Annotated in this window: 11 protein-coding genes and 1 riboswitch; of the genes, 7 read left to right on the forward strand and 4 right to left on the reverse strand. The window is 75.7% G+C overall.

What is annotated here, in order from left to right; genetic code table 11:
• Positions 1-560 precede the first annotated feature (560 nt).
• Positions 561-1,475: a L,D-transpeptidase family protein gene (locus EJA20_RS09145; protein ID WP_240675271.1), complete on the forward strand. Its 915-nt coding sequence runs from the start codon at positions 561-563 to the stop codon at positions 1,473-1,475.
• 123 nt (positions 1,476-1,598) lie between these two features.
• Here EJA20_RS09145 and EJA20_RS09150 read toward each other — a convergent pair whose 3' ends face one another.
• The gene (locus EJA20_RS09150; RefSeq protein WP_129337850.1) at positions 1,599-2,069 is read right to left on the reverse strand and encodes a MarR family winged helix-turn-helix transcriptional regulator; all 471 of its coding nucleotides are present in this window, start codon (positions 2,067-2,069) and stop codon (positions 1,599-1,601) included.
• Positions 2,070-2,391: 322 nt separating this feature from the next.
• Between EJA20_RS09150 and EJA20_RS09155 the strand changes: the two genes are divergently transcribed.
• From EJA20_RS09155 to EJA20_RS09180, 6 genes are all read left to right on the forward strand, one after another.
• Positions 2,392-3,426 (forward strand): LacI family DNA-binding transcriptional regulator, encoded by a 1,035-nt coding sequence (locus EJA20_RS09155; RefSeq protein WP_129337851.1) that lies wholly within the window; start codon positions 2,392-2,394, stop codon positions 3,424-3,426.
• 128 nt (positions 3,427-3,554) lie between these two features.
• Positions 3,555-4,841 carry an extracellular solute-binding protein gene (locus tag EJA20_RS09160; RefSeq protein WP_129337852.1) on the forward strand — a complete coding sequence of 429 codons (1,287 nt, stop codon included), beginning with the start codon at positions 3,555-3,557 and terminating at the stop codon, positions 4,839-4,841.
• A gap of 101 nt (positions 4,842-4,942) precedes the next feature.
• Complete coding sequence (locus EJA20_RS09165) at positions 4,943-5,899, forward strand: carbohydrate ABC transporter permease (RefSeq protein WP_129337853.1); 957 nt, start codon at positions 4,943-4,945, stop codon at positions 5,897-5,899.
• Between the two features lie 2 nt (positions 5,900-5,901).
• Positions 5,902-6,837, forward strand: a complete 936-nt coding sequence (locus EJA20_RS09170; RefSeq protein WP_129337854.1) for a carbohydrate ABC transporter permease — start codon at positions 5,902-5,904, stop codon at positions 6,835-6,837.
• Between the two features lie 4 nt (positions 6,838-6,841).
• Positions 6,842-7,786 (forward strand): glycoside hydrolase family protein, encoded by a 945-nt coding sequence (locus EJA20_RS09175; RefSeq protein WP_129337855.1) that lies wholly within the window; start codon positions 6,842-6,844, stop codon positions 7,784-7,786.
• 212 nt (positions 7,787-7,998) lie between these two features.
• Positions 7,999-9,858 carry an ABC transporter ATP-binding protein gene (locus EJA20_RS09180; RefSeq protein ID WP_240675273.1) on the forward strand — a complete coding sequence of 620 codons (1,860 nt, stop codon included), beginning with the start codon at positions 7,999-8,001 and terminating at the stop codon, positions 9,856-9,858.
• Positions 9,859-9,907: 49 nt separating this feature from the next.
• Here EJA20_RS09180 and EJA20_RS09185 read toward each other — a convergent pair whose 3' ends face one another.
• From EJA20_RS09185 to EJA20_RS09195, 3 genes are all read right to left on the reverse strand, one after another.
• On the reverse strand, positions 9,908-10,249 hold the full coding sequence (locus EJA20_RS09185) for a DMT family transporter (RefSeq protein ID WP_240675275.1): 342 nt from the start codon (positions 10,247-10,249) through the stop codon (positions 9,908-9,910).
• Between the two features lies 1 nt (position 10,250).
• Positions 10,251-10,311, reverse strand: a riboswitch (guanidine-III (ykkC-III) riboswitch).
• 94 nt (positions 10,312-10,405) lie between these two features.
• Positions 10,406-11,209 carry an SDR family NAD(P)-dependent oxidoreductase gene (locus EJA20_RS09190; RefSeq protein WP_129337856.1) on the reverse strand — a complete coding sequence of 268 codons (804 nt, stop codon included), beginning with the start codon at positions 11,207-11,209 and terminating at the stop codon, positions 10,406-10,408.
• Positions 11,210-11,327: 118 nt separating this feature from the next.
• Positions 11,328-11,861, reverse strand: a complete 534-nt coding sequence (locus tag EJA20_RS09195; protein ID WP_129337857.1) for a hypothetical protein — start codon at positions 11,859-11,861, stop codon at positions 11,328-11,330.
• Positions 11,862-11,919: the final 58 nt, after the last annotated feature.

The raw sequence follows: 11,919 nt of genomic DNA on the forward strand, positions 1-11,919 counted from the left end.
CCGTCGCCGGGGCCCCGGCCCCCGACCCCCTCCGACGAGATGCCCCTCCCGACCGCTCGCCCCCGCCCGCACGCGACCGGAACCGGCACCTCGTCGCCGGGCCCCTCGACTCACCACCCCCTCCGACGAGATGCCCCTCCCGACCGCTCGCCCGCCTCCGCACGCGACCGGAACCGGCACCTCGTCGCCGGGGCCCCGGCCCCCGATCCCCTCCGACGAGATGCCCCTCCCGACCGCACGCCCCCGCCCGCACGCGACCGGAACCGGCACCTCGTCGGCGTGGGCGCGTAGGACGGTCACGATCGGGCCACGGAGCGGCGGCAGCTCCGCACGGCGCTCGACGCGCGCGGCACCTCTCCCGCAGGGTGGGCGCAGGTCGTCGGCGTGCCTCGCGCACCCCGGCCGGAGGACGGGCCGGGTCGCGGCCGGGCGGGTCGCACGAGGGGGCAGGGATGGGCGGGGACCAGGGGCCGCGGACGCGCACGCGTCGACGGGGCGCGGCGGACCGGGGCACGGCGGACCGGGGCACGGCGGACCGGGGCACGGCGAGCGGCGCGTGGGTGGCCCGTACGGGCGCCGCGGCCCTCGTCGCCGCGCTGCTCGCGGCGTGCGCGCCCGGGACCACGGCGGCACCGGGGTCGAGCGGGGCGGCCGGACCGACCGCCACGGCGTCCGCGACGGCGTCCGCGACGGCGTCCTCCACCCCGTCCCCCTCGCAGTCCGCGTCCCCGTCCCCTCACGACGAGGGACCCGGCACGCCGACCCCGGCGGCCCCGTCGGCCACGGCGACGCCCGTCCCGCCCGCCCCGCCCGCCCCGACCCCGCTCCCGACCGCCGCCCCGCCGGAGGCAGCACCCGCCCCGCCCCCCGAGCCCGCACCCCTGCGCCGCGGGGACGAGGGCGAGGCGGTCCTCGCGCTGCAGACGCGGCTCGCCGCGCTCGGGTACTTCCTGCCCGAGTCCGACGGCCGGTTCGGCGCGGCCACGCAGCAGGCCGTGTGGGCGCTGCAGAAGGCCGCGGGCCTCGACCGGGACGGGCTCGTCGGGCCCGCGACGAAGGCCGCGCTCGACGCCGGCACCGTGCCGACCCCGCGCACGACGAGCGGCCGCGCGATCGAGGTGGACCTCGACGCGCAGCTGCTGCTCGCGGTGGACGACGGCGTCGTCACGCGCGTGGTGAACGCCTCGTCGGGCAACGGCGAGCGGTACGAGGCGCTCGGGCGGCCCCAGCGCGCGACCACGCCGACGGGCGACTACGCCGTGGTGCGCCAGGTCGACGGCATGCACGAGTCGACGCTCGAGCTCGGCTCCATGTACCGCCCCAAGTACTTCCGCGGCGGCTGGGCCGTCCACGGCTCGGGCTCCATCCCGCCGTGGCCGGCGTCGCACGGCTGCGTGCGCGTGTCGAACGCCGCCATGGACTGGGTCTGGGACGCCTGGGGCGCACCCCTGGGCACCGCGGTCCACGTCTACTGACCTCCGCAGGCACGACGAGGTGCCGGTCCCGGCCGCACTCGGTCGCGACGACGCGGCGCGGACCGGCCTCTCGTCGGGTGGAGGGGAGGCCGTGCGGGGGCGGACGAGGGTCCCCGGGCGCCGTCAGGGGGACGGCGGGGCGGCCAGGCGGCGCAGCAGGGCCAGGAGGTGGGCGCGGTCGGCCTCGTCGAGGCGGGCGAGACGCTCCTGCGCCCCGAGGTGCCGGTGCTCCGCGAGCCGCGCGACGAGCGCCGCCCCGGCGGGCGTGAGCGCGACGAGGGTGGCCCGCCGGTCCGACGGGTCGGGCAGCCGTTCGACGAGGCCCTCGGCCTCCGCCTGGTCGACCTTCGAGGTCACGGACCGCGGCGCGAGGTCGAGCGCGGCCGCGAGCTCGCCGGGGCGTCGGGGGGCGCCCGCGCGTGCCAGGTGCCGCAGGAACCGCAGCTGCCCCGGCGTGACGCCCTCGGGCTCGCAGCGGGCCGACGCCTCGCGCCGCACCGCGTGCAGGACGGTGTGGACGAGGTCGAGGAACTCCGCGCTCTCGTCCGGGCGCGCGGCGCCGGGGTCGGGGTCCGGTCCGGGCGGCGGGGGCACGGCCCGAGGCTAGGCCAGCCGCGGGGCGCCGCACCGCCCAGGGCGTCCGCGCCGCGGCCGGTCGGGCCGGCGCGACGGGTCACACGCCGGGCACGCGTCGGTTCAGGTGTCGGTTCACGCGGTGGTCCACGAGCCGGGTCACGCATTCGATCAGGCGCCGGGTCACGCGCCGGGTCACGGTCGCGCATCGACCGTTGACAGCCGGCGACCCTCGCGCCATGCTCGGGTCAATCGGTTTAGTCAAACGGTTTACCGCTCGGCCCCGGCCGACGGGCCCACCGCCACGACCGACCTGACCCGCACCGCTCGACGAGGAGCAGCCGTGGCCCGCACCACCATCACCGACGTCGCCCGTGAGGCGGGCGTCTCGGCGACGACGGTGTCCCTCGTCCTCAACGGCCGCAACGCCGAGCGCTTCCCCGAGGCCACCCGCCGCCGGGTGCACGACGCCGCCGCCGCGCTCGGCTACGCGCCGAACGTCCTGGCCCGGGGCCTGCGCACCCAGCGCACGCACACCGTCGGCCTCATCTCCGACCGGATCACCACCACCCCCTACGCCGTCGCGATGGTCGAGGCGGCGCAGGACGTGGCCCGCGAGCACGGGCGGCTGCTGTTCCTCGTCGGGACCGACGGCGACCCGGCCGTGGAGGCCGACGCCGTGCGCGCCCTGCTCGCCCAGCAGGTCGACGGCATCGTCTACGCGGCGATGTGGCACCGGCCCGTGGCCCCCGCGGCGCCGCTGCCGGCCGGCACCGTCTACCTCGACTGCTTCCCCGAGGCCGGGGGCGGTCCGGCCGTGGTGCCGGACGACCGGGCCGGCGCCGTCGCGGCGATCCGGCTCCTCGTCGCGGCCGGGCACCGCCGCATCGCCTACGTCGACATCGGCGAGGACCCCGCGCCCCTCGCCTCAGGGCTGCGGCACACCGGCTACCTCGACGTGCTCCGGGAGGCGGGCGTGACCCCGGACCCCGCGCTGCACGTGCGGTCCGCCACCGCCACGGCCGCCGACGCCGCCGACGCGGTGGACGGCCTCCTGGCCCTGCCGGCGGACCGCCGGCCCACGGCGCTCTTCTGCTTCAACGACCGGATCGCGGCCGGGGCGTACGCCTCCGCCCGGCACCACGGCCTGGTCATCCCCGAGGACCTGTCGGTCGTCGGCTACGACGACCAGCAGCTCATCGCGACCGAGCTCGACCCCCCGCTCACCACGGTGGCCCTGCCGCACTACGCGATGGGCCGCTGGGCGACGGAGGTCCTCCTCGGCGTGACCCCGCCCCCCGACGCGGCGGACGGCGTCCTGCGGATGCCGTGCCCCCTCGTCGAGCGGGGCTCCGTGAGCCCTCCGCGGGCTCCGTGAGCCCGCCGCCGGCCACGCCTGGACAGCAGGCCGGCGACGGGCACCGACACACCCCGTGGTCGTCGTCCGACGACCACCGAGCAGGGGGACCCGACCTCGACCGTCGGACCCCCGTCGAGAGGAGCACGATGAAGCGCACCCGTCTCGCGAGGATCGTAGCGACGGCCACCGCCGGCGCCGCCGCCCTGGCCGCCTGCGGTCAGGCCGGGCAGGGCACGGAGGGCGGCGGCGACGGCCCCGCCGAGCTGACGCTCTGGACCCACTCCGCCGGCAACCCGGCCGAGCTCGAGGTCTACACGCAGATCATCGACGACTTCAACGCCTCGCAGGAGGACTACCGGGTCGTCCAGGAGTCGTTCCCGCAGGCCGCGTACAACGACGCGATCGTGGCCGCCGCGGCCTCGGGCGACCTGCCCTGCCTGCTCGACATGGACGGCCCCATCGTCCCGAACTGGGCCTGGGCCGGCTACATCCAGCCGCTCGGCATCGACCCCGCGATCACGGACGCGCTCCTGCCCACCGCCGTCGGCGAGTGGGACGGCGAGGTCTACTCCGCGGGCTACTGGGACGCGGCGCTGTCGATCTTCGCCCGGCAGTCCGTGCTCGACGCGAACGGCATCCGCGTCCCCACCGTCGAGGAGCCGTGGACGCAGGACGAGTTCGACGCGGCGCTGACGACCCTGCAGGGCGCCGGCTACGCCACGCCGCTCGACATCGGCGCCGAGGACACCGGCGAGTGGTGGCCCTACGCCTACTCGCCGATGCTGCAGAGCGCCGGCGGCGACCTCATCGACCGCGAGACGCTGCAGTCCGCGGAGGGCGTGCTCAACGGCCCCGAGGCCGTCGAGTTCTTCACCTGGTTCCAGAGCCTGTTCGAGCGCGGCCTCACGGGCAACGGCGGCCAGGTGGGCAACGAGGAGTTCAACAACGACGAGGTGGCCCTGAGCTACACCGGCGTCTGGAACGCCCAGGCCTCGCTCGAGGCGGTCGGCGACGACCTGCTCATCCTCCCGCCGCCGGACCTGGGCACGGGCCCGAAGATCGGCGGCGGCTCCTGGCAGTGGGGCATCTCCAGCTCGTGCGGCCAGCTCGAGGGCGCGCAGGCGTACCTCGAGTTCAGCTTCGCCACGGAGTACATCACGCAGTTCAGCGACAACCAGATCGTCATCCCGGCGACGGAGGAGGCGGAGGCGGCCTCGGCCAACTTCGCCGAGGGCGCCCCGCTGCGGCCCTTCGTCGACCTCACGCCCTTCGCGGTGCTCCGCCCGCCGACGCCGGCGTACGCGGTCATCTCGAGCACCTTCGAGCGCGCGGCGAAGGACATCATGTCCGGCGCCGACGTCCCCTCGACCCTCGACCAGGCGGTCCTGGACATCGACGCGGACATCGCCGCCAACGACGGCTACGGGTCCTGACGCGCCCCTGACGCGCCCCCGCCCCACCCGCTCCTGAACCCCTCCCACGCCAGGCGGGCGGGTCGGCACCCCGCCGACCCGTCCGCCGGATCGGACCTGCCATGAGCACACCGCTGCAGCAGGGCACGCCCGCCGTCGCCACCGCGCGGGTCGCCGCCGAGCCCGGGGGGCGCCGGCGACGCCGGAGCTCGTCCCGGTCGGCCGCGGCCTACGGCATGGTGGCCCCGGCCGCCGTCCTGCTCCTCCTGTTCCTCGTGATCCCCGTGCTGCTCGCGTTCGGGCTGTCGTTCACGAACGCGCGCCTCATCTCCCCCGAGCCGCCCCGCCTCGTCGGCGCCGACAACTTCGTCCGCGCCTTCACCGCCGACCCGACCTTCCTGCGGTCCGTCCTCAACACGGCGCTGTTCGCGCTCGTCGTCGTGCCGGTGCAGGCCGGGCTCGGGCTCGTCATGGCGCTGCTGGTGAACCAGAAGCTGCGCGGCGTCACGGCCTACCGCGTCATCTTCTTCGTCCCGGTCGTCACGTCGATCGTCGTCGTCTCGATCCTGTGGAAGTTCCTCTACCAGGGCGACGGCCTCATCAACTCCGTCATCAACAGCCTGACGTTCGGCGCGTGGGACGGCATGGCGTGGCTCAACAGCACCGCCACGGCGCTGCCGGCCATCATCGTGCTGTCGATCTGGCAGGCCGTCGGCTTCCACATGATCATCTGGCTCTCGGGCCTGCAGACCATCCCCGAGGAGCTCTACGAGGCCGCCCGGATGGACGGCGCGACGCCGCGCCAGCAGTTCCGCAACGTCACCTGGCCGGGCCTGCGCCCGACGATGGTGTTCATCCTCGTGACGATCACCATCGCGGCGCTCGGGCTCTTCGTGCAGATCGACGTCATGACGCAGGGCGGTCCGGTCAACGCGACGACGACCCTCGTCTACCACGCGGTGCGCCGCGGCTACCGCGAGCAGCAGGTCGGCTACGGGGCGGCCATCTCCCTCATCTTCTTCGTGCTGGTCCTCGCGGTCGCGCTCGTGCAGCGCCGCCTGACCAGGGACAAGGACTGACCATGGCCACCGTCGCCACCCGGCCGCCGGGCTCGCGCAGACCGCTCGAGCCCCGCGGGCCGCACACCGCGCGCCCCGCCCACGCCTGGCGCTCCTACCTCCTCATGACCGGGCTCGCGGTCGTGTTCCTCTTCCCGCTCGTGTTCATGTTCGTCTCGAGCTTCAAGCCCGACGCGCAGATCCTGTCCGACGTCGACTCCCCGCGGGCGTTCCTGCCCGTCGGCGACCTGTCGCTGCAGAACTACGCGGACGTCTTCGACCGGGTGCCCGTGGCGCGGTTCCTCGTGAACTCCATCCTCGTGACGGTGCTCATCGTCGGGCTCGGGCTCGTGGTGAACTCCATGGCCGGCTTCGCGCTGTCGCGCATGCAGTTCCGCGGCCGCAAGATCCTGTTCACCGTCATCATCGCCACGCTCATCGTGCCCTTCGAGACGATCGCCGTGCCGATGGTCTACTGGGTCTCGAAGCTGCCGACGCTGGTGTTCGAGGGCTTCGTCCTCAAGTACGACTTCGGGTGGCTGAACACCTACCAGGTGCAGATCATCCCCTTCGTCGCGAACGCGTTCTCCATCTTCCTGTTCGCGCAGTACTTCTCGACGATCCCGACCTCGCTCGACGAGGCCGCCCGCATCGACGGCGCCGGCTGGTTCACGATCTACCGCAAGATCGTCGCCCCGCTGGCCGGGCCGGCCTTCGCCACGGTCGCGATCCTCACGTTCCTGCCCGCCTGGAACGCCTACCTGTGGCCCCTCATGACCGTGCAGCAGGAGACCCTGCGCCCCGTCATGGTCGGCATGCAGTACTTCTTCCAGCTCAACACCGCCTGGGGCGAGGTGATGGCGTACACCTCGCTCATCACCCTGCCGGTGCTCCTCGTGTTCCTGGCCTTCCAGCGGGCCTTCGTCAGCAGCATCGCCGCCAGCGGCGTGAAGGGATGACGCCGTGCTGAGGCTCGCCGACCACTGGGTGTGGGACAGCTGGACCGCGTTCGACGGGACGCACCACCACCTCTTCTTCCTGCGCGCCTCCCGGGCCCTGCAGGACCCGGACCGCCGCCACCTGCGCGCCTCCGTCGGGCACGCGCGCTCGACCGACCTGCGCTCCTGGGAGCTCCTGCCCGACGCGCTCGTGCCGGCCGACCCCGACGCCTGGGACGACCAGGCCACGTGGACCGGATCGGTCGTCCGCGCCGACGACGGGTCGTGGCGGATGTTCTACACGGGCGTCTCCCGCGCCGACCGCGGCCTCGTGCAGCGCGTCGGGGTGGCCCGCTCGGACGACCTCGTCACCTGGCACCGCGACCCGGGCCCGGTGACGGCCGCCGACCCCCGCCTGTACGAGACGCTCGACCAGGGGGACTGGTTCGACGAGGCCTGGCGCGACCCCTGGGTGCTCCGGGACCCGGACGGGGACGGCTGGCACATGCTCGTCACGGCCCGGGTGCGCACGGGCGACCCCGCCGGACGCAGCGTCGTGGGCCACGCCGTCAGCGCGGACCTCGAGCGGTGGGAGGTCCGGCCGCCCCTGACCGCGCCCGCCGGGTTCGGCCAGGTCGAGGTCCCGCAGGTCGCGGTCGTCGACGGGCTGCCCGTGCTCGTCTTCTCGTGCTGGCCGACGCACCTGGCGGAGGCCCGGCGCCGCGACTGGCGGCAGGGCGGGGTCTGGGTGGCCCGGGGCGAGGGTCTGCTCGGGCCCTGGGACATGGCGGCGGCCCGGCCGTTCGCGCACCCCTCGCTCTACGCGGCGCGGCTCGTCGAGGACCCCGTCACCGGGGGCTGGGCGCTGCTCGGCTTCCGGGACACGGAGGACGGCCGCTTCGTCGGGGAGATCGCCGACCCGGTGCCCGTCGTGCGCGACGGGGACACCCTGCGGGTCGTCGCGCCCTGAGGGCCCGCGGCCGGGCCCGCGCGGCCACGGGTGGCGCGCGGGCCCCGGCCGGGGGACCGTCCGGGGGGCGGTCCCCCGGCACGGCGGCCGCAGACTGCTGAGGTAGGCTCAGCATCGGTGCGGACGCGCGCCCGGCGACACCCGCCCGGCGCCCTCCGGCCAGAGGGGAGGCGTCCGTGTCGATGCCCCACATGCCCGGAGGCGGGGGTCCGATGACCCGGACCTTCGGCCAGGACCGCAGCGTCGTCGAGCACCGCCTGACCCGGGCCACGCTCCGCCGCATCCTCGCCTTCGCCCGGCCCTACCGCGGCCGGCTGACCGTGTTCCTCGCGCTCATCGCGCTCGAGGCGGCGGCCGGCGCCGTGACGCCGCTGCTGCTGCAGACGCTCATCGACGACGGCATCGCGGACGGCCGCACGGGCCTCGTCCTCGGGATCGCCGGCGCCGTCGCCGGGCTCGCGCTGCTCCAGGCCGGGCTCTCCGTGGCCGACCGGTGGGTCTCCGCCGGCATCGGCGAGGGCCTCATCGCCGACCTGCGCCGCGCGGTGTTCGACCACGTCCAGACGATGCCGCTCGCCTTCTTCTCCCGGGCGCGCACGGGCTCGCTCGTGCAGCGCCTCAACGGCGACGTGCTCGGGGCGCAGCAGGCCTTCACCTCGACGCTGCAGAACGTCGTGAGCAACAGCCTCACGGTCGTCTTCGTGCTCGCCGCGATGCTGTCCCTGTCCTGGCAGCTGACGCTCGTCAGCCTCGTGCTGCTGCCCGTGTTCATCCTGCCCGCCCGCTGGTTCGGGCACCGGATCGCCGAGGTGACCCGGGAGAGCTACGTCCTCAACGCCGAGGCCGCGCAGACGATGACGGAGCGCTTCAACGTCGCGGGCGCCCACCTGGTCAAGGTGTTCGGCGACCCCGCCCGCGAGTCCGCGTCCTACGGCGCGCAGGTCGAGGCCGTCCGCGACGTCGGCGTCCGCCGCGCGCTGTACTCCACGTGGTTCCGCGTCGGCCTCACGACCGTGGCGGCGGTCGCCGTCGCCATCGTCTACGGCCTGGGCGGCGTCCTGGCGATCCGCGACCAGCTCACCGTCGGCGTGCTCGTCGCGCTGACCGCCTACCTCAACCGGCTCTACGGGCCCCTCAGCGCGATGTCGAACGTGCAGGTGGACGTCATGACCGCGCTCGTGAGCTTCGAGCGCGTCCTCGAGGTCCTCGACCTGCAGCCCACCGTCACCGACCGCCCGGGCGCCGGCGACCTGCGGGACGCCGTCGCCCGGCGCGGCGCGGACGTGGAGCTCGACGCCGTCGGCTTCCGCTACCCGGACGCCTCCGGCGTGGGCCTGGCCTCGCTCGAGGGCGTCGACGGCGGCCGCGGGGACGCGGCGGGCGACACCCTCGTCGACGTGTCCTTCCGGGTGCCGGCGGGGCAGATGGTCGCGCTCGTCGGACCCTCCGGCGCCGGCAAGACGACGATCTCGCAGCTCGTCACGCGCATGTACGACCCCACGCGCGGCGCCGTCCGGGTGGCCGGCGAGGACCTGCGGGACGTGACGCAGGAGTCGCTGCGCGCCACCGTCGGCATCGTCAGCCAGGAGGCGCACCTGTTCCACGACACCATCGCCGGCAACCTGCGCTACGTCCGGCCCGGGGCCACGGACGACGAGATCTGGGCCGCCCTGCGCCAGGCGCACGTCGGGGACCTCGTCGCGGGCCTGCCCGACGGCCTCGCCACGGTCGTCGGGGAGCGCGGCTACCGCCTGTCCGGAGGTGAGCGGCAGCGCCTGGCGATCGCCCGGCTGCTGCTCAAGGCGCCCGACCTCGTCGTGCTCGACGAGGCGACGGCCCACCTGGACTCCGAGTCGGAGGCCGCCGTCCAGGCCGCGCTCGACACGGCGCTCGCGGGCCGGACCAGCGTCGTCATCGCGCACCGGCTCTCGACGATCCGCCAGGCCGACCTCATCGTCGTGGTCGACGGCGGGCGGGTCGTCCAGCAGGGGACCCACGCGTCGCTGCTGGCCGAGGGCGGGCTGTACGCCGACCTGTACCGCACGCAGTTCGCCACGGCGACGGCGGCCTGAGCCCGGCGGCCCCCGGCCCGCGCGCGAAGGGCCGGGGCCCGGGGCCGCGTCAGTGGAGCAGCTTGAGCCCCACGACGCAGCCGACGAGGCCGAGCACGAGCAGCACCTTGACGAGGGAGACGGCCTCCCCGCCCGTGGCCATCGACCACGTGACGGTGAGCGCGGCCCCGATGCCGACCCACACGGCGTAGGACGTGCCCACCGGCAGGGTGCGCAGCGCGAAGGCCAGCCCGGCCATGCTGGCCACGAGCGCGGCGACGAAGACGAGGGTCGGCGCCAGCCGGGAGAAGCCCTCGGAGCGGCCGAGGGCCGTGGCCCACACCGCCTCGAGGACGCCGGAGACGACGAGGGCGGACCAGGCGAGGGAGCTCGGGGACACGACGGACCTCACAGGGGTGCCGTCTTGTCGCGCTCCGGGTACGGCCCCGCTCGTCCGGGAGGGGCACCCTCCGTGCGCCTCGTCGTCGAGGCTCGCACGCGGGGGTGCCGGTGGCACGCCGGTCCGGGACGTGGACCGCCCCGGACCAGGACGCGGACCGCGGGCGCGTCAGATCGTCTGGACGGAGCCGGAGTCGACGCGGTAGTTCGACCCGTTCACGAAGCTCGCCCGCTCGGAGACGAGGAACGCGATGACCGCGGCGACCTCCTCGGGCCGGCCGCGCCGGCCGAGCTCCATCCCGGGCCGCTCCTCCTGCAGGAACGAGCGGATGGCGCCCTCGACGTCCGTGCCCTCCTCCTCCGCCCGCTTCGCCATCATCGCGTCGGTCATGGGCGTGGCGATGAACGCCGGCGAGACGGCGTTCACGAGCACGCCCTCGGACGCGTAGGTCTTCGACAGTCCCTTGACGAGGGCGAGGATCCCGGCCTTCGCCACGCAGTAGGGCAGCTCGTCGGGGTAGGGCTGGACGGCGTCCTCCGAGGCGACCATGACGACCCGGCCCCAGCCCTGGCGGCGCATGCCGTCGAGGACCGCGCGGGTCGTGTGGACCGCGGCGAAGAGGTCGACCTCGACCGTCTCGCGCCAGCCGCTCTCGTCGATCTCGTGGAACAGCCCCTGCGCCCCCGTGATGCCGGCGGCGTGGACGAGGACGTCGACCGTGCCGAAGCGCTCCTGCGCGGCGGCGACGACCCGCTCGGCCGCCGCCCGGTCCCGCAGGTCGGCGGCGACGGTGAGGACCCGGTCGGCCACCGCCGGGCCGAGGGACGCCGCGGCCGCGTCGAGCCGCCCCGCGTCCACGTCGGTGAGGACGACCCGCGCCCCCTCCTCGAGCAGCAGGCGGGCCGTCGCCAGGCCGATGCCGGAGTCGCCCCCGGTCACGAGGGCGGTGCGGCCGTCGAGGTGCAGGTCCACGGGTCCTCCGGGGTCGTGGCGGCGCCCAGGGCGCGGGGGGGCCGCGTGAGCCGGACGGGCACGCGGGCAGGGCGGGGTGGCGGTGCGCAGCCGGGACGGCCGGCGGCGCCGTCGCCGGTCAGGAGTGGCCGTAGGCCTCGTCGGCCGGCTGCGCGTAGAGGACGGCGACGCGCGGGCGGCGGCGGCGGCGGTCCGAGCTCTCGACGAGCCCCTGCGCCGCGCGGAGCACGACGGCGTCCTCGACGAGCGCGGCCCGCCAGTCGGGGCGCAGCGCGTCGGGCCCGGAGCCGTCGGCCCACGTGCGCCACGTCGAGCCGCCCACCGACCCCAGCCAGCCGCCGACGCCCCCGGCGAGGAGGGCGACGAGGTGCGCGCCCGTGCGCCGGCCCTCGACGACCGACAGGCCGACGGCGCCGAGCGCCCCCGAGGCCACGCGGGCGGTCAGCACGGGCGGGAGCAGGCGGCTCGGCGTGGCGGGCAGCTTGTCCGCCACCGTCTCGCCCAGCACGGCCGCGCCCGCGAGCAGGCGGACGAGCGCCGGCCCGGCCCCGGGACGGCCGCGGACGGCCGCCAGCGCCGGCACCGCGAACCCCGTCGAGGACCGCCCGCCGGCCGCGAGGCCGAGCACCACCGAACGCGTCAGCACACCCATGCCTGCTTCCTACCCGCCGCCGGCGCCCCCGGCATCCGGAGGGGCCGCGGACGGCGCC

Origin of the sequence: Cellulomonas endophytica, assembly GCF_004123805.1 — a bacterium.
In the GTDB taxonomy this organism is placed as follows: Bacteria; Actinomycetota; Actinomycetes; order Actinomycetales; family Cellulomonadaceae; genus Cellulomonas; species Cellulomonas endophytica.

Bases quoted from the DNA above. Each gene is read 5' to 3' on its own strand.
- EJA20_RS09160 (WP_129337852.1), top strand. From the start codon at position 3,555: ATGAAGCGCACCCGTCTCGCGAGGATCGTAGCGACGGCCACCGCCGGC.
- EJA20_RS09195 (WP_129337857.1), bottom strand. From the start codon at position 11,861: ATGGGTGTGCTGACGCGTTCGGTGGTGCTCGGCCTCGCGGCCGGCGGG.
- EJA20_RS09165 (WP_129337853.1), top strand. From the start codon at position 4,943: ATGAGCACACCGCTGCAGCAGGGCACGCCCGCCGTCGCCACCGCGCGG.
- EJA20_RS09180 (WP_240675273.1), top strand. From the start codon at position 7,999: ATGACCCGGACCTTCGGCCAGGACCGCAGCGTCGTCGAGCACCGCCTG.
- EJA20_RS09170 (WP_129337854.1), top strand. From the start codon at position 5,902: ATGGCCACCGTCGCCACCCGGCCGCCGGGCTCGCGCAGACCGCTCGAG.